The organism is Microbacterium atlanticum, from assembly GCF_015277815.1.
Taxonomy (GTDB): domain Bacteria; phylum Actinomycetota; class Actinomycetes; order Actinomycetales; family Microbacteriaceae; genus Microbacterium; species Microbacterium atlanticum.
In genome coordinates this window covers 3136872-3153903 of the sequence record NZ_CP063813.1, presented here as the reverse complement: position 1 = coordinate 3153903, position 17032 = coordinate 3136872, and the positions used below count along the sequence as shown (strand labels likewise).

Below are 17032 nucleotides of genomic sequence, written 5' to 3'. Positions count from 1 at the left end.
TCACAGAATCAACGACGATCCCCTGGAGCACCGTGGACCACTCCGCCCCGACCTTGACGCCGATCCCGCCGGCGCTGGCCGAGACGGCGCTCGCGAGCGAACGCCCCCGGTTCGAGCACCAGGGCATCGCGTTCGGCTGCGACTACAACCCCGAGCAGTGGGATCCGGCCGTGTGGCGCGAAGACGTCCGGCTCATGCAGCAGGCCGGCGTCGACCTCGTCGCCGTCAACATCTTCGGCTGGGCGGCCCTGCAGGCCGCGGACGGCTCCTTCGACTTCACGGCGCTCGACGAGGTGATCGAGCTCCTCCATAACGCGGGGATCCGGGTGAACCTCGGCACCGGCACCTCATCGCCCCCGCCCTGGCTCACCACCCGGCATCCGGAGGTCCTCCCCGTCGTCGAGGACGGCACGACGCGGTTCCCGGGCGGCCGGCAGGCATGGTGCCCGAGTTCGCCGGTGTTCCGCCGGTACGCGGTCGACCTCGCCGAGGCGGTCGCCCAGCGCTACGGTCGCCACCCGGCGATCGCGCTCTGGCACGTCTCGAACGAACTCGGATGCCACAATGCGCTCTGCCACTGCGAGGAGAGCACGCGGGCGTTCCGCCGCTGGCTGCGCGCACGCCATGGCTCGATCGACGAGCTCAACCGGGCCTGGGGAACCAGCTTCTGGAGCCAGCGCTACTCGGACTGGGACGAGATCCTCACCCCGAAGCTGACGCTGTCCAGCCGCAATCCGGGGCAGCTGCTCGACTTCCACCGCTTCTCGTCCGACGAGCTGCTCGCCCACTACCGCGCGGAGGCGGCCGCGATCCGCCGGCACAGCGCGCTGCCCATCACGACCAACTTCATGGTCACCGCGCACATCCGCGACCTCGACTACTGGGCGTGGGCGCCCGAGATGGACGTCATCGCCAACGACCACTACCTCGATCACCGCCTCGGCGAGCCGCGCGCCGAGCTCGCCTTCGCCGCCGACCTCACCCGCGGGCTGGCCGGGGGAGATCCGTGGCTGCTTATGGAGCACTCGACCGGCGCCGTCAACTGGCAGCCGGTCAACCTCGCGAAGGAGCCCGGGCAGCTGCTGCGCAACTCGCTGACGCACGTCGCGCGCGGCGCGGACGCGGTGTGCTTCTTCCAGTGGCGCGCCTCGCTGCAGGGCTCGGAAAAGTTCCATTCGGCCCTCCTCCCGCATGCCGGCACCGATTCCGACCTCTGGCGGGAGGTGCTCGAACTGGGCCGGATCGTCGGGGCACTCGACGAGGTCGCCGGCGCACGCGTGCAGGCCGACGTGGCACTGCTGTTCTCGTGGGAGGCCTGGTGGGCCTCCGACGCCGAGAACCGCCCGACGCACGCGCTCGAGTACCTCGACCAGGTGCACGCGCTCTACGGCGCGCTGCACGACCTCGGCGTCACCGTGGACGTGGTGCGGCCCGGTGCCGACCTCACCGGCTACCGGCTCGTCGTCACTCCGGGTCTGTACCTGGTGTCGGATGCGGATGCCGCAGCCCTCGACGAGGCTGTCGCCGCCGGCGCCCACGCGCTCGTCACGTTCTACAGCGGCATCGTCGACGAGCAGGACCGCGTGCGACCGGGCGGCTATCCCGGCGCGTGGCGCGAGCTCCTCGGCATCCGCGTCCAGGAGTTCGCCCCCGTGCTTCCCGGCACGCGGATCGCCCTCGAGTCGGGTGCCGGCGCCACGGTCTGGGCGGAACGGCTCGAGGCGACCGAGGCCGAGGTCGTCGACCGCTTCGCCGACGGTCCCGCCGCCAGACGCCCGGCGGTGACCCGTCGCGCCGGCGGGGGATCCGCCGGCGACGCGTGGTACCTCGCCACCCTGCTCGACCGCGCCGCCCTGCGGGATCTCGTGCGCCGCGTCGTCACCGCGGCAGGCGTCCGGCGCGAGCCCGGCGCCGGGGCCGAGGTCGAGATCATCCGCCGCACCGACGGCGAGACCGTGTGGCGATTCATCGTCAACCACAGCGCCGAGGCGATCGACGTCGACGCCCACGGCACCGAGCTGGTGACCGGCAGCACCGTCGAGGGACTCCTCGCGGTCCCCGCCGGCGCGGTTCGGGTGATCAGAGAGGAGCGCGCGGCATGACTGCGCCCACCACCGCCCAGCCCCGCGCGCGCGGCGGCCGAGCCGCCGGCCCCGCGCGGCCGAAGGACCGGCGCCGCCGCGTCCAGCATCCCTGGGCGATCGTCGCCTTCGTCGCACCGTTCGCGGTCATGTTCGTGCTGTTCTACCTCGTGCCGATCGGCGTCGCCGTCTGGCAGTCGATGCTCGTCGTCGAGCGCGAGGGCACCTTCGGCGCGGCGACCGAGGTGTTCGGCGGCTTCCAGCAGTACGCGATCGTGTTCCAGAACGAGGCGTTCTGGACGTCGGTGGCCCGCGTGCTCATCTTCGGCATCGTGCAGGTGCCGGTGATGCTCGGCCTGGCGCTGCTGTTCGCGCTGCTGCTGGATTCCCCGCTCATCCGCGGCAAGAAGTTCTTCCGCCTGGCCTTCTTCGCGCCGTACGCGGTGCCCGGCGTGATCGCCGCCATCATGTGGGGCTTCCTCTACTCGCCCAACCTGTCGCCGTTCGAGGCCCTCACCAGCCAGGTGAACCTGCTGTCGGCGGACTTCGTCCTGTGGGCGATCGCCAACGTCGTCACCTGGGTGTTCGTCGGCTACAACATGCTCATCATCTACTCGACGCTGCTGGCGATCCCGCCGGACATCTACGAGGCGGCCCGCATCGACGGGGCCGGACAGGCGCGCATCGCCTGGTCCATCAAGATCCCGCTGGTGCGACCCGCCCTGGTGCTGACGGCCGTGCTGTCGATCATCGGCACGCTCCAGCTGCTCGCCGAGCCGCAGACGTTCCGCTCCTTCAGCTCGGCGGTGACGAGCACGTACACGCCGAACATGACGATCTACGCGACCAGCTCGATCCCGAACGTGTCGCTCGCGGCCGCCTTCTCGGTCGTGCTGGCCCTGGCGACGTTCATCCTCTCCTTCACGTTCCTCCGCCTCACCCGCCGGAAGGGAGCCCAGGCATGAGCACCGCGACCGGGCCCGACGCCACCTCCACCTCGCCCGCCGTGAACCCTCGCGCCCTGGCGCGCGGCGGCTCCGCCCCCACCGCCCGCGGCCCGCGCGAGAGCATCCTGTCGCGCACCGGCGCCATGCTGGTGATGGCGATCTTCACGCTGTACTTCCTCGTTCCCATCTGGTGGCTGCTCGTCGCGTCGACCAAGAGCCGCGGCGACCTGTTCAGCACCAACCCCCTGTGGTTCGCGGACTTCCAGCTCTTCCAGAACATCGCCGGGCTGTTCTCCTACCGCGACGGCGTGTACCTGCGGTGGATCCTCAACAGCATCCTGTACGCCGGCTTCGGCGCCGTGGTCGCGACCCTCCTCGCGGGGATGTGCGGCTACGCGCTGGCGAAGTACCGGTTCCCCGGGCGCGAGACCATCTTCAACGTCGTGCTCGGCGGCGTCCTCGTGCCGGCGACGGCGCTCGCCCTTCCGCTGTTCCTGCTGTTCAGCCGCGTGCAGCTGACGGACACGTTCTGGGCGGTGTTCCTGCCGAGCGTGGTGAGCCCGTTCGGCGTGTATCTCGCGCGCGTCTTCGCCGAGGCATCCGTCCCCGACGAGCTGCTGGAAGCGAGCCGGCTGGACGGCGCCGGCGAGCTGCGGACGTTCTTCACCGTGTCGATCCGGCTGATGTTCCCCGCGCTCATCACCGTCTTCCTGTTCCAGTTCGTCACCATCTGGAACAACTTCTTCCTGCCGCTGATCATGCTGCGCAGCGAGGACCTGTTCCCCGTCACGTACGGCCTCTACGCGTGGAACTCGACGATCAACCAGTTCCCCGAGCTGCGCACCTTCGTGCTGGTCGGGTCGCTCCTGTCGATCGTGCCGCTGATCATCACGTTCCTGCTGCTGCAGCGCTATTGGCGCACGGGCCTCGGCACCGGCGCCCTCAAGTAGACCCCCGACCCGGCGGCATCCGGGACCACCACCAAGAGAAGGAAAGCTCATGCGTCACACGAAACGAGCGGTCACCGCAGCCCTGCTCACGTCCGTCGCGCTCGCCATGACGGCGTGCGCAGCGGGCGACTCCGGATCGGGCGGAGGCGAGGCCGCAGCCTGCGAGCCCGCGGGCGAGGACGTCACGCTCACGTTCACCAGCTGGATCCCCGGCATCGAGGACGCCGTGGCCATCTGGAACGAGGAGAACCCCGACATCCAGGTCGAGGTCCAGACGGGTCCGTCGGGCAACGCCGGCACCTACCAGAACTTCTTCAACCAGCTCGAGGCGGGCAACGCCCCCGACCTCGGTCAGATCGAGTACGACGCCCTGCCGAACTTCCGCGTGCAGGACGGCCTCGAGAACCTCGCCGCCTGCGAGGACGTCGTCGCGGCCTCCGACCAGTTCCTGGACTGGACGTGGTCGCAGGTCACGCTCGGCACCGAGGACGAGGTCTACGGCGTGCCGCAGGACCAGGGCCCCATGGCGCTGTTCTACCGCAGCGACCTGTTCGAGCAGAACGGCATCGAGGTGCCCACGACGTGGGAGGAGTACCGCGAGGCCGCCGTGAAGGTGCGTGAGGCCGGCGGCTACATCACCAACTTCTCGCAGACCGACATCAACCAGTTCGCCGGCTTCGTGTGGCAGGCGGGCGGCCAGTGGTTCGCCAACGACGGCGACGCGTGGACGGTCGAGCTCACCAGCGACGAGTCGGTGAAGGTCGCCGATTACTGGCAGGACCTCCTCGAGAACGACCTCGTCTCGAGCTACCCGGCGTGGACCGACGAGTGGAACAACGCCTACAACTCGGGTGAGGTGTGGACCTGGAACTCGGCCGTCTGGGGTGCGAACTCCATCTCGTCGGGCGCTCCCGACACCGCCGGCAACTGGTCGGTCGCGCTGGCGCCGCAGTGGGAGGACGGCGGGACCGCCGCCGGCAACTGGGGCGGCTCGTCCATCGCGGTGTTCAAGGGCACCGATCACCTCTACGAGGCGGCGAAGTTCGCGCTGTGGCTGAACACGTCGGAGGAGGCGCTCACGTCGCTGAACCAGACCGCGGCGATCTACCCCGCCACCACCGCCGGCCTGGAGCTGCCGACCCTCACCGAGGGCGTGGAGTTCTACGGTGGCCAGCCGATCTACGACGTCTTCGCGGAGGCGGCCGAGCAGGTCAACCCCGACTTCGTGTGGGGCCCGACGATGACGCAGACGTACGCCGACGTGTCCGACGGCTTCAAGGCCGCGGCCTCGGGGACCGGCACGCTCACCGAGGCGCTCGAGAAGGGACAGGAGTCCACGATCGCGACCCTCGAGGCGCAGTCGATCCCGGTCGCGGAGTAGTCCTCTCGCACACGCGCCGCCCCGGGGCCCTCGTCCCGGGGCGGCGCTCCGGCAGACCGCTCGCCACGGAATCGGAGATCGGCACTCGCGCGGACCGTGTGGGACGGATGCTCCGACCTCGCGTCGATCTCCGAGTCTGTGGCGCGGCGCCGCGCCGCCGCCGCGTCAGGACCGCGCGGCGCGCTTGACGTGCTCGTAGGCCGCCAGCGCCGCCTTCCGGGAGTCGCCGAGGTCGACGATCGGCTCGGGCGCGTCGCCCTGCAGGTGCTCCGGCGCCCACTCGCGGACGTACCGGCCGTCGGGGTCGAACTTCTTCGCCTGCAGCTCTGGGTTGAAGATGCGGAAGTACGGCGCGGCGTCGGCACCCGATCCCGCGACCCACTGCCAGTTGAACGCGTTGTTGGCGCCGTCGGCGTCGACGAGCGTGTCCCAGAACCACTCCTCGCCGTGCCGCCAGTCGATGAGCAGGTTCTTGATGAGGAAGGATGCCGCGACCATGCGCACGCGATTATGCATGTAGCCGGTGCGCCACAGCTCCTTCATCCCCGCGTCGACGAGCGGGACGCCGGTGCGTCCCCGCTGCCACGCCTCCAGGGCGCTGGGCCGCAGGCGCGGCCACGGGAAGGCGTCGAACTCCGGCCGCAGGTTCCTGGTCGCCAGATCGGGATGGTGGTACAGCACATGCCACGCGAACTCCCGCCAGCCCAGCTCCGACAGGAACCGGCCGCCGCCGCCCGACGCGATCGCCTCGTGCCACACCGTGTACGGGCTGATCTCGCCCCATCGCAGGCGCGGCGAGAGCTGCGAGGTCGCCCCCGCGGCGGGTTCGTCGCGGGCCCGGTCGTAGTTCGCGAGGTCGTCGCGGAGGAACTCGCGCAGCCGCCGCCGCGCCGCGGGCTCACCGGGTTCCCACGTCTCGCGCAGCCCGCCCGCCCAGTCGGGCCGCGTGGGCAGCAGCCCCCAGTCGTCGAGGGAGTCGGATGCCGCGGCCCGGCGCGGCGCCGGCACCTCGCGCGGTTCGGGCAGCGGCTCCCGCGGCGCCGGCAGCGACTGGCACGCGCGCCAGAAGGGCGAGAACACCGAGAACGGCGTCCCGGCGCCGGTCTTCACGGTCCACGGCTCGAAGAGGAGCGAGGCGGCGAACGAGGCGACCTCGACCCCGTCGCCGCGCAGGCCCACCTTCAGCTCGGCGTCGATCTCGCGCTCGGGGCCGCCGTAGCGCCGGTTCCAGAAGACGGCCGCGGCGGAGGCATCCGTCACCGTCTCCCGCACCACCCGCCCCGCGGGGCCGCGCCGCAGCACCAGCGTGCCGCCGCGCTCCTGCAGCCGCTCGCCGAGCGAGGCGAGCGAGTGGTGCAGCCACCATCGCGCGGCCCCGCCGATCGGGCGGATGCCGGGGCTCTCGTCGTCGAGGACGTACAGGCCGATCACGGGCTCCCCGCGGTCGAGCGCGGCACGCAGCGCGGGATTGTCGGCGAGGCGCAGGTCGTCGCGGAACCAGACGAGCGTGGGTCCGGGCATGGGTCCATCATGCCGCCGGCGCGTGCGCGGCGACGGGCCTTGACAGACGGCGTGCAGGACCCGGGCAGAATCGGCCGCTCGCGGGCTCGAGGGCGGCCCCCCGGCGCCGATCCGGCCCGGAAGTGTCCCCGTCAGAGGTCGTCGGTGGAGTGCCCCTTGGGGACGACGACGAGCAGCGCGGACGGCTCCACGCGGGTCTTCACCGAGAGCGCCTCGCCGAACTCGTCGCCGTCAAGCTGCACCGGCTGGGCCTCGTGCGCGGCCAGCTCGATGCCGGCGCCGCGGGAGTAGAGCACGGAGTTGTCCTTGGTGCGCAGCGCCAGCACGCGGCGACCGGTGCGGAACCGCCGCAGGAAGCTGTTGTCCCACGCCACCCGGCGCCACACGAACAGCCAGCCGAACGGGCCCTTCGGCTGGAAGATGACGATGTCCAGCGCCCCGTCGGCGACGGAGGCCTCGGGGATGAGCTCGAGGCCGGCGGGCAGCTTGCCGCAGTTGGCGAACAGCACGCTCTGCACCCGCGAGGAGTGCAGGCGGTGCCCGGGGAGCTCGTAGACGACGCGGAAGGGCTTGGCGCTGGGGAGCGCCCGAGCGGCGCCGTCGACGTAGGCGACCCATCCGACGGTCTTCTTCAGCTGCGGGTTGGTGTTGGCGATCATCGCGGCGTCCAGGCCGATCCCGCCCATGACCACGAACGCGTGCTCCGCCGTCGTGCCGTCGGGCCGGGCGAGCTCCGTCCACCCCACGTCCATCGACAGCGTGTCGCCGTCGAAGACCGCACGCACCATGGCGTCGGGCTCGGTGAGCGGCAGCTTGAGGTTGCGCGCCAGCAGGTTGCCGGTGCCGCTGGGCACGATCGACAGCGGCACGCCGCTTCCGCTCATCGCCTCCGACACCGCGCGCACCGTGCCGTCGCCGCCGGCCACCAGGACGGCGTTGACACCCTCCTTCAGCGCCTCGCGCGTCACGTCGTCGCCGAGGTCGTCCACCGTCGTCTCGTAGAACAGCGGCTCGGACCAGCCGGCCTCCTCGGCCAGCCTCGTCACCGTCTCGCGCAGCGCGTCGGCGTCGACCTTCGTCGGGTTGTAGACCAGCGCCGCCTTGGGGGACGGGCGCTCTGCGCCCTCCTCCATCGGGCGAGGCTCGCCCTCGGGCCCGACCCGCCGCGCCTCGCCGGTCTCGCCGTCGGCCGTATCGGGCTCGACGTCCTCCGGCTCGCGGATCACCTCGTCCGGCTCGGCCGCCTGCGCGGGGTCGGGCGCCTTGGCCTCCGCCGCGTCGGCGGTGGCGGATGCCTCGGCTGCGGTCGCATCCGCCGGCTCGGCCGCGACGTCGGCGAGGTCGAGGTCCTCGGTCGACGGGCCGTCCGCGTACACGGCGTCGGCCGGGTGAGGAGTGAGATCGTCGTCGTCGCGGGCCGCGTCCTCGCCCGATCCCGATACCGCCGCCATGTCGTACAGATTAGGACCCGACGGGGGCGTGCGGTGCAATCCGCTGGTGAGCTTGACACTCACCGGGCCGGTGTGCGGGCGCCGACTAAGCTTGCAGGGTGATCGATCCCGTGCTGCTCCGCGACAATCCCGAGCTGGTCAAGCGCTCGCAGGAGGCGCGCGGCGAGTCGCCCGAGACGGTCGACGCGGCACGCGAGGCCGACCGGGCGCGACGCGCCGCGATCACCGCGTTCGAGGAGCTCCGCGCCGCGCAGAACGCGCACGGCAAGAAGGTCGCTCAGGCCCCCAAGGAGCAGAAGGCGGCGCTCGTCGCCGAGGCCAAGGACCTCAGCGAGCGGGTGAAGCAGGCCCAGCACGCGGTGGCCGCCGCGGAGGAGGCATCCGCCGCCGCCTTCGCCGCGCTCGAGAACATCGTGATCGACGGCGTGCCGGCCGGCGGCGAGGACGACTTCGTCACGCTGCGCACGCACGGCGAGATTCCCGCGTTCGGCTTCGAGCCGCGCGACCACCTCGAGCTCGGGGAGCGCCTGGGCGCGATCGACATGGAGCGCGGCACCAAGGTGTCGGGCAGCCGCTTCTACTTCCTCACCGGCATCGGCGCCCGCCTCGAGATCGCCCTCATGAACCTCGCGCTGGACCGGGCCGTGCAGGCGGGCTTCACGCCGATGATCCCGCCGACGCTCGTGCGCCCCGAGGTCATGCAGGGCACCGGGTTCCTCGGCAAGCACTCCGCCGAGGTCTACCACCTCGAGGACGACGACCTGTACCTCGTCGGCACCAGCGAGGTGCCGCTGGCCGGGTACCACATGGGCGAGATTCTCGACCTCTCGGCGGGCGCGAAGCGCTACGCCGGCTGGTCCACCTGCTACCGCAGCGAGGCGGGGTCGTACGGCAAGGACACCCGCGGGATCATCCGGGTGCACCAGTTCAACAAGCTGGAGATGTTCGTCTACACGACGCCCGAGGATGCGGAGGCCGAGCACGAGCGTCTCGTCCAGATGCAGGAGGGCATGCTGCAGGATCTGGGCCTGTCCTACCGCGTGATCGACGTGGCCGCCGGCGACCTGGGCTCCAGCGCCGCGCGCAAGTTCGACATCGAGGCCTGGGTGCCCACGCAGCAGGCGTACCGCGAGCTCACGTCGACGTCGAACTGCACCACCTACCAGGCGCGCCGGCTCGACATCCGCCATCGCCCCGACGGCGGCAGGACCCAGCCGGTCGCGACACTGAACGGGACGCTCGCCACGACCCGGTGGATCGTCGCGCTGCTGGAGACCCACCAGCGCGAGGACGGCTCGGTCGCCGTTCCCGAGGTGCTGCGGCCCCTCCTCGGCGGGCTCGAGGTCATGGAGCCCATCGCGTGACATCGGCTCACGACGGCGCCGGCGGCAGCTCCCGCGCCGCCGACGACATCGACACCGACCCCGTCGTCGAGGAGGCGCTGCCCGCCGCCGGCCGCATCGAGGTAGAGCCGCAGGGGGACGCCGCCGAGCTGGTCGATGAGCTGGCTCGGGAGACCGAGGTTCCGGGCGTCGCGGTCGCGCGCATGCTCATCGTGCTCGACATCGACGGCACCGTCCTCCTCGAGGACGAATCCCTGAGCCCCGGCGTCGTCGAGGCGGTCGCGCACGCGCAGGACGCCGGCCACGAGGTGATGATCGCGACCGGGCGAAGCTGGGAGGGCACCCGCGGCATTCTGCGGGTGCTCGAGCTCGCACCCGAGTACGTGGTGTGCTCCAACGGCGCCGTCGTGCTCAAGCGCGTCGACGCCGACGAGCTGGTCTACGAACGGTGGCACGTCGAGACGTTCGATCCCCGCGAGGTGCTGCGGCTGCTGCGGGAGCACCTGCCGGAGGCGCGCTACCTCGTCGAGCTGCCCGACGGCGTGCGCCTGTACACCGAATACCTCGAGGACTGGAACCTCGTGCACGCCCGCCGGGTGCCCTTCGAGGAGCTGGGACGCGAGCGCGTCTGCCGCGTCGTGGTCGTCTCGCCCGAGCAGGACGAGCAGGACTACCTCGAGCTGGTGCGCGACATCGGCCTGCACGAGGTCTCGTACGCGGTGGGGTGGACCGCGTGGCTCGACATCGCCCCGCAGGGCGTCGACAAGAGCACCGGACTCGAGCTCGTGCGCACCGAGCTGAGGATCGAGCCCGAGAACGTGCTGGTGATTGGCGACGGCCGAAACGACGTCGGCATGTTCCGGTGGGCGCTCGAGCACGGCGGCCGTGCCGTGGCGATGGAGCAGGGCCCGCAGGAGGTGCGCGACGCCGCGGGCGAGACGACGGGATCGGTGCAGGCCGGCGGCGTCGCCGCGGTGCTGGGCGCGCTCTGAGCAGCGTTCGGCCGTCGCAGCCCCCGAAGGCGCCGCTGACACGCTTCACGTGCGCGTCCTTCAGAGGATTGCCAGCCGCCGTTGGAAGAATGGGGCGACAGTGCTGTCGGCTAGACTCGACGCCTGTTCGACGGATGCCGCGCCCCTCGGGGAGCCGGGATCCTCGGGAGGGTTGTCCGAGCGGCCGATGGACCTGGTCTTGAAAACCAGTGGGCAGCAATGTCCCGTGGGTTCGAATCCCACACCCTCCGCTGTGCACCTGTGCCCGGGGGCTTGAGAGCCGACATCCGGAGAGGACCGAGTGAGCCAGACCCGCCGACCCGCCCACCAGGGCCGCCGCACCGTGGCGCGCCATGGCGAGCTGTCGTCTCCGGGCCCGCTCGCTTTCCTCCTCAAGCTCGTCGGCGTCATCGCCGCCGTTGCGCTGGTCTCCGGCTTCGGCGTCGCCGCCTACGCCCTATCCGACCTCACCTCCAGCTTCGCCGACGACGCCGTCGAGCTCGAGGGCCAGGGCGCGCTTCCGCCCGACATCGGGGCCATCGAGGGCGGCGTGGACGTGCTCCTCGTCGGAACCGACGAGTGCGAGCCCGAGTACGCCTACATCTTCGGCGACCGCTGCACCGGCCCGGAGGCGGAGGGACAGCTCAACGACGTCAACATGCTCGTGCACATCTCGGACAACCCCCGCCGGGTGACCGTGGTGTCGTTCCCTCGCGATCTGATGATCCCCATCCCCTCGTGCACGCGTGAGGACGGCTCCACCACCGGTGGCAGCTCCTATGCGCAGATCAACCAGGCGTGGGGCGACGGCGGGCTGTCGTGCGTGGCCAAGACGATCAAGGAGCTCAGCGGCCAGAACGTGCCGCTGGCGGCCAAGGTGAGCTTCGGCAACGTCATCAACATCACCGACGCGATCGGCGGTGTCGAGGTCTGCATCGGCAACGGCGGCATCCGCGACATCTACACCGGGATCGACTGGGCCGCAGGCCCCCGCACCGTGCAGGGAGTCGAGGCGCTGCAGTTCCTCCGCACCCGACACGGCCTCGAGAACGGCAGCGACCTCGCCCGCATCAGCAACCAGCAGCAGTACATGTCCAGCCTCGCCCGCAAGCTGGTGAGCGAAGAGGTCATCTCCAACCCCGCGACGCTGTACAAGCTCGCCACGACGGCGGTCGACAACATCACGCCCAGCGCCGGGCTGACCAACCCGATGACGCTCGCGCAGATCGCGCTCGCGGTGAAGGACGTCCCCTTCCAGGACATCGTGTTCCTCCAGTACCCGGTCCTCGAGGACCCGAACGACCCGAACCGGGTCGTGCCCGACTACGACGCCGCAGGCCAGATGTGGGCCGCACTGGCCGCCAACGAGCCGATCGAGGTCACCCACGACCAGGATCTGACCGGCGGTGTGATCGTGGCCGACCCCGAGCCCAGCGAGGCGCCGGTGGACCCGACCCCGACCGCCGAGCCGGGCGCCACGCCCGTTCCCACCGAGACCGCGGTGGCGCTCCCCGACAACATCCCCGGGCAGAACGCCGCCCAGCAGACCTGCTCCGCCGGCAACGTCAGGGCCGCCGGCTGATGCCGGCGACCCGGCGACCCTCGACCGAGGGCCGCGGACCGCTCGCGCGCCACGGAGCGCTGCGCACGCGGCATCCGCTCACCACCGTCCTGTCCATGCTGGGCGTCGCGCTCGCCGTGTTCGGCGTGAGCGCGGCAGGCATCGCCGCGTACAACGTGTGGGACGCCGCATCGGCGATCTCCGCCAACGCGGTCGTCTTGAACGAGGACAAGCCGCTGCCGCCGTCGCTCGGCGCGATCGAGGGCGGTGTCAACGTGCTGATGGTCGGCACGGATTCCTGCGAGGGGCAGGACGTCGCGCTCTTCCCGCGCTGCGCCGAAGACGACTCGCCGGGAGAGCGCAACGACGTGACGATGCTCGTGCACATCTCGGACGAGCCGCGCCGCGTCACCGTCGTGTCGTTCCCCCGCGACATGCTCGTGCCGATCCCCGCGTGCGCGAAGGAGGACGGCAGCGGCGAGCACCCCGCCATGTCGCTGCAGATGATCAACGCGTCGTACCTCTACGGCGGGCTCGGCTGCACGGTGCGCACGGTGGAAGAGCTCACCGGCGAGCAGATCCACTTCGCCGCCGCCATCCGGTGGACCGGCGTCATCAACATGTCCGACGCCATCGGCGGTGTCGACGTCTGCGTCGCGGGAGACATCAAGGACGGCCACACGGGTCTCGACCTCGCCGCCGGCACCCACACCCTCGTCGGTGTGGAGGCGCTGCAGTTCCTGCGCGTGCGCCACGGCATCGGCGACGGGTCCGACCTCGGCCGCATCTCGAACCAGCAGCAGTTCATGTCGTCGATGATGCGCAAGCTGCAGTCCGACGCCGTGCTGGCTGATCCGGCGACGCTGCTCAACCTTGCGACCACGGCGGTCACGCAGGTGCAGCAGGAGCAGCTCGTGCTGAGCTCGGGGCTGACCAACCCGAACCTGATGGTGCAGATCGCGATGGCCGCGAAGGACGTCCCCTACGAGGACATCATCTTCGTGCAGTACCCGACGCGTTACGCGACGGGGGCGGGCGGCAGCCGCGTGCTCCCGGTCACCGAGGCCGCCGACGCGCTCTTCGAGGCGCTCCGCACCAACCAGCCGCTCACGCTCACGGGCGACGCCAGCCAGGGGTACGGCGTCGAGGTCACCGGGGAGGCGGTCAAGCCGGATGTCCCCGCGCCCGGACCGACGGGGGACGCTGTGGAAGCTCCTGCGGCCGAGACGCCCGCAGCCGGGCCGACCCCCGCCGAGGAGGAGCGTGTCGAGCTGCCCTCGGAGATCACGGGTCAGACCGCAGCGCAGACGACATGCACGCTGCCGGAGAACTGAGCACTTCGCATCCGGGCGGCTCCGAGCGTTTCTCAACGCGTGTGCTCGAGCCCGCCCGGCGATGCGATACATTTCGGACGGATGCCGCGTGCCCGGCGCGGAGAGGATGCTCATGAGCGGTCTGGAGATCGACGCGCTGCCCGTCGGCGTGGTGCGCGTGGACCGCGCCGACCATATCGTGGAGTCGAACGCGTGGTTCCGTCGGTGGCTCGGTGAGGACACCGATGTCACCGGCCGGGTGCTGAGCGACATCCTGGTGCCCGTCGCCGACTTCCTCGAGGGCGCGGCGTTCGCTGCGAGGATGATGTCGTGCCCCGGTCATCCGGAGCGTGCCGTCCTCGTCACGCGTGCGGAGGACGCCGACGGTGCAGTGCTGACGGTGATGGAGGCCGCCGACCGCTATGCGTCCGGCACCCGCCTGCGCAATCTGCACGGCCTGGCCGACCGCACGCAGAGCCGGCTGCAGCTGATCATGGACGCGTCCGTCGCGTTCGCGGCGGCGACGACCGAGGAGCGTCTCAGCAAGATACTGGCCGACACCGCTGCGCAGGCCTACCGGGCCGAGGATTCGGTCGTGATGCTGTTCTCCGACAACGGCGTCTTGCGGCGGACCGCCGGCACCAACCCCTTCGAGCCCGTCATCCCCGAGTTCACCATGTCGGCACGGGCGCGGGAGCTGCGCGAAGTGCTGAAGATCACCGACGAGGCGGTCGCCGAGAAGGTGTCGCCGTCGCTCGCGGCCGCGATGCGCCACACCGGCGTCCACGCCCTGATCGCCGCACCGCTGCAGCTGGACGGTGTGGCGCTCGGGCTGTTCGCGTGCTTCTTCCGGCATCCGCGCGTCTTCGACGACGAGGCATCCCCGCTGGCGGAAGCCCTCGCCGGCCAGGCCGCGCAGAAGCTCGCGACGGTGCGGCTCGAACGCCGACTGCAGCACGCCGCGATGCACGACGACATCACCGACCTGCCGAACCGGCGCAGCCTCGAGGATCTGCCGACGCTCGGAGACCACACGCCCGCCTCGGTGATCTTCATCGACCTCGACGGCTTCAAAGAGGTCAACGACACCCTCGGCCACGACCGCGGCGACGAGGTGCTGCGCGAAGTCGGCCGGCGGCTGCAGCAGAACCTGCGCGAGGGCGATGTCGTGGCCCGGTACGGCGGCGACGAGTTCGTGGTCGTGTGCGGGGCGGATGCCGCCTCCGCTGTGGAGATCGCGGAGAGGCTGCGCGAAGCGGTGGCCGGGGAGGAGTATCCGTTCCTGCCCGCGTCGCTGCCGATCGCAGCGAGCATCGGCGTCGCGACAGCCCGGGTCGGAGAGGGCGTGCTGAACGTGGATCGCCTCATCCGCCGTGCCGACCAGGCCATGTACACCGCCAAGAACAGCGGCGGCAACCAAGTGGCCATCGCCGACTGAGCGCCTGCTGCTTAGCGCGCGGGTCTCGCTGCGGGGGTCAGAGCGGGTGGCCCTGCGCGTCGGTGTGGTCGCGCTGGGTCGAGAACTTCGAGAGGAAGACGAGCCAGCGGCCGTCGGACTGCTGCGTCGCCACCGCGCCGTCCTGCCAGATGCCGTTCTCCGGCCACCACGGCGACCCCGCGGGGTCACCTTGGTTCTGATGCACGTTGTGCATGCCCTGCAGCGATGTGGGCGGGGCTCCCTCGGGGAACGGCTCGCCCCACACGAGCGTGACGGCGCCCACGCGGAGCGTCATCTCGAGCGCCTCTGACGCTTCGAGGTGATCGCCCGAGCGCCAGGGCCTCAGCACCGGGATCCAGAACCAGGACCGTGCCGCCGGCACCGCTCCGCCCACCCGGAGGATCCGGAGCAGCCAGCGCCGGAACCCGACGACACGGAGCGCCGGATGCCGGATGACGTCGATCGCGCCCGTCCCGGGGGCCGAGGCGAGTGCGGTGTAGCCCGCGGCCGGCGGCGTCGGCCAGCCGAGCGCCGTGCCACGCACGCGCAGCACCTTCCACTGCACGCCGACCGCGGAATCCTTGCTGTCGACGTCGACGGCGACCCGGAAGTCGCGTCCGCCGCTGCGGACCTTGAGGTTGACGTGCCTCCAGCGCCCGAAGTCGTCGGGGTCGTCGCGGTGGTGCGCGACCAGGGTTCCGCTGAGGACTCCGTACTGTGTGAACGGCATGACGGGAGGAGCGATCGTCCGAGGCCGCTGATACCGGGACGCTCGTGACTGCCGTCGACAGGGTGCAAGCGGCGTCGCGCGACTCGGTTATGATTGCTGGGTGCATCCGCGCCCAGCAGGCCCCGGATGCCTGGAGACGTCGCATAGTCAGGCCTAGTGCACCACCCTGCTAAGGTGGAGTCCCCTCACGGGGACCGAGGGTTCAAATCCCTCCGTCTCCGCAGTAAGTCCCTGGTCAGCCCACCCGTCGACGGGTGACCAGGCGCAGGTCCGCCGGGATCAGGTGGTCTCGCGAGCCACCAGGTGGGCATCGGTCTCGGGCCCTGCGGGTGGTGGTGCGGAGCCCATCGCGGCGCTGAGCGCCAAGTCGGCGAGATACCGGCCGAGTCCCGCGGTATCGATCCGAACACTCGAGAGTGCCGGAACGAGGAGTCGCGCGAGCGGCGTGTCGTCGTGACCGATGATCGCGAGGTCTTCGGGGACGCGGATGCCGGCACGCAGCGCGGCACCGAGCACGACGGCCGCGATGTCGTCGTTGTAGGCGACGACCCCGTCCACCCCGGCCGAGACCCAATCGGACACCGTGTCCGAGGAATCGGATTCTGTGAGCGGCCCCTCCGCGACGAGGCCCCGGCCCGTGCGATCCCCGAGGGTCTGCACGGCCAGTCGACGGCGCTGGGCGACGAGATCGGCGACACGTGGATCCGGCGAGCCGGCGAAAGCGAGTCGCGTGCGCCCCCGATCCAGAAGGTGCTCGACCTGGAGCCGCGGGCCACCCGCGAAGCCGAGGTCCTCGCTCGTCGCCGAATCGTCCGTGGGAGTGGACGGGAGGATGTGCTGCACTCCGCTGGCGCGGATCTCCTCGAGCCGACGCGCATCGAAGGGCGTCATCCCGAGAACGACGTCCGGGCGCAGGGTCTCCCAGAGGGGCCGCGCTTGACCGGTGGGATGGGGGGTCATCGTGACCAAGGAGTATCCGGCCTCATCCAAGGCGAGCGAGGCCTCATCGAGGTGGCTGCGCATGCTGTAGTCGAGCGGCCAATCGGGGAGGACCAGCAGGATGATCCGGCTTCGCCCGCTCGCCAGCGCCTGCGCCGCCGAGTTCGCCCGGTAGCCGAGCCGCTTGGCCTCCGCCAGCACCCGCTCACGCGTCGCCTCGGGGATGGTCTGACCGGGAGTGTCGTTGAGCACGAACCCGACGGTGGCGCGGGACAGGCCGAGAGAGCGGGCCACGTCGGCGGCGGTGACTCGCTTGACGGTGGAAGCCGGCATCCGATGCTCCTCGATACTTGCGCGCGCTAGTGACGATACCGTAGCATCCTGA

The 17032-nt window shown here is 71.0% G+C and carries 13 protein-coding genes and 2 tRNA genes; 11 read left to right on the top strand and 4 right to left on the bottom strand.

The genetic code is table 11. The features are described 5' to 3' along the window. The first annotated feature begins 74 nt into the window (after positions 1-74). Genes IR212_RS14520 through IR212_RS14505 form a run of 4 tightly spaced genes read left to right on the top strand, consistent with a single transcriptional unit; the run spans position 75 to position 5359 of the window. Complete coding sequence (locus tag IR212_RS14520; RefSeq protein WP_228479577.1) at positions 75-2102, top strand: beta-galactosidase; 2028 nt, start codon at positions 75-77, stop codon at positions 2100-2102. Beyond that, entirely contained in the window at positions 2099-3046 is a 948-nt protein-coding gene (locus IR212_RS14515) for a carbohydrate ABC transporter permease (RefSeq protein ID WP_194396574.1), read from the top strand. Before IR212_RS14520 ends, IR212_RS14515 begins: the two co-directional genes overlap by 4 nt. Beyond that, complete coding sequence (locus tag IR212_RS14510) at positions 3043-3978, top strand: carbohydrate ABC transporter permease (RefSeq protein ID WP_228479345.1); 936 nt, start codon at positions 3043-3045, stop codon at positions 3976-3978. The genes IR212_RS14515 and IR212_RS14510 overlap by 4 nt, the downstream gene beginning before the upstream one ends. Before the next feature lie 49 nt (positions 3979-4027). Next, positions 4028-5359, top strand: a complete 1332-nt coding sequence (locus tag IR212_RS14505; RefSeq protein WP_194396573.1) for an ABC transporter substrate-binding protein — start codon at positions 4028-4030, stop codon at positions 5357-5359. A gap of 165 nt (positions 5360-5524) precedes the next feature. Here the strand turns inward: IR212_RS14505 and IR212_RS14500 are convergent, their stop codons facing one another. Further along, positions 5525-6880: a cryptochrome/photolyase family protein gene (locus IR212_RS14500; RefSeq protein ID WP_194396572.1), complete on the bottom strand. Its 1356-nt coding sequence runs from the start codon at positions 6878-6880 to the stop codon at positions 5525-5527. A gap of 131 nt (positions 6881-7011) precedes the next feature. Next, positions 7012-8331: a diacylglycerol/lipid kinase family protein gene (locus IR212_RS14495; protein WP_194396571.1), complete on the bottom strand. Its 1320-nt coding sequence runs from the start codon at positions 8329-8331 to the stop codon at positions 7012-7014. 98 nt (positions 8332-8429) lie between these two features. Between IR212_RS14495 and serS the strand changes: the two genes are divergently transcribed. The 6 genes from serS (at position 8430) to IR212_RS14465 (ending at position 14978) form a co-directional block, all read left to right on the top strand. Continuing rightward, positions 8430-9695, top strand: coding sequence for a serine--tRNA ligase (gene serS, locus IR212_RS14490; RefSeq protein ID WP_194396570.1), 1266 nt, complete (start codon positions 8430-8432; stop codon positions 9693-9695). Next, positions 9692-10666: an HAD family hydrolase gene (locus IR212_RS14485; RefSeq protein ID WP_194396569.1), complete on the top strand. Its 975-nt coding sequence runs from the start codon at positions 9692-9694 to the stop codon at positions 10664-10666. Before serS ends, IR212_RS14485 begins: the two co-directional genes overlap by 4 nt. Positions 10667-10832: 166 nt before the next feature. Then, a tRNA-Ser gene (locus IR212_RS14480) sits at positions 10833-10917 on the top strand. Positions 10918-10967: 50 nt separating this feature from the next. Continuing rightward, positions 10968-12248 carry an LCP family protein gene (locus tag IR212_RS14475; protein WP_194396568.1) on the top strand — a complete coding sequence of 427 codons (1281 nt, stop codon included), beginning with the start codon at positions 10968-10970 and terminating at the stop codon, positions 12246-12248. Then, positions 12248-13561, top strand: coding sequence for an LCP family protein (locus IR212_RS14470; RefSeq protein WP_194396567.1), 1314 nt, complete (start codon positions 12248-12250; stop codon positions 13559-13561). The genes IR212_RS14475 and IR212_RS14470 overlap by 1 nt, the downstream gene beginning before the upstream one ends. A 112-nt stretch (positions 13562-13673) precedes the next feature. Next, positions 13674-14978 carry a GGDEF domain-containing protein gene (locus IR212_RS14465; RefSeq protein WP_194396566.1) on the top strand — a complete coding sequence of 435 codons (1305 nt, stop codon included), beginning with the start codon at positions 13674-13676 and terminating at the stop codon, positions 14976-14978. Positions 14979-15015: 37 nt separating this feature from the next. Here the strand turns inward: IR212_RS14465 and IR212_RS14460 are convergent, their stop codons facing one another. Then, the gene (locus IR212_RS14460; protein WP_194396565.1) at positions 15016-15708 is read right to left on the bottom strand and encodes a DUF2278 family protein; all 693 of its coding nucleotides are present in this window, start codon (positions 15706-15708) and stop codon (positions 15016-15018) included. A gap of 132 nt (positions 15709-15840) precedes the next feature. Between IR212_RS14460 and IR212_RS14455 the strand changes: the two genes are divergently transcribed. Next, positions 15841-15929: transfer RNA gene (locus IR212_RS14455), tRNA-Ser, on the top strand. A gap of 58 nt (positions 15930-15987) precedes the next feature. Here the strand turns inward: IR212_RS14455 and IR212_RS14450 are convergent. After that, positions 15988-16980, bottom strand: a complete 993-nt coding sequence (locus tag IR212_RS14450) for a LacI family DNA-binding transcriptional regulator (protein ID WP_194396564.1) — start codon at positions 16978-16980, stop codon at positions 15988-15990. Positions 16981-17032 lie beyond the last annotated feature (52 nt).

Coding starts and splice junctions, on each gene's coding strand:
- IR212_RS14500 (WP_194396572.1), bottom strand. CDS start 6,880: ATGCCCGGACCCACGCTCGTCTGGTTCCGCGACGACCTGCGCCTCGCC.
- IR212_RS14450 (WP_194396564.1), bottom strand. CDS start 16,980: ATGCCGGCTTCCACCGTCAAGCGAGTCACCGCCGCCGACGTGGCCCGC.
- IR212_RS14515 (WP_194396574.1), top strand. CDS start 2,099: ATGACTGCGCCCACCACCGCCCAGCCCCGCGCGCGCGGCGGCCGAGCC.
- IR212_RS14510 (WP_228479345.1), top strand. CDS start 3,043: ATGAGCACCGCGACCGGGCCCGACGCCACCTCCACCTCGCCCGCCGTG.
- IR212_RS14465 (WP_194396566.1), top strand. CDS start 13,674: ATGAGCGGTCTGGAGATCGACGCGCTGCCCGTCGGCGTGGTGCGCGTG.
- IR212_RS14505 (WP_194396573.1), top strand. CDS start 4,028: ATGCGTCACACGAAACGAGCGGTCACCGCAGCCCTGCTCACGTCCGTC.
- IR212_RS14495 (WP_194396571.1), bottom strand. CDS start 8,331: ATGGCGGCGGTATCGGGATCGGGCGAGGACGCGGCCCGCGACGACGAC.
- IR212_RS14470 (WP_194396567.1), top strand. CDS start 12,248: ATGCCGGCGACCCGGCGACCCTCGACCGAGGGCCGCGGACCGCTCGCG.
- IR212_RS14460 (WP_194396565.1), bottom strand. CDS start 15,708: ATGCCGTTCACACAGTACGGAGTCCTCAGCGGAACCCTGGTCGCGCAC.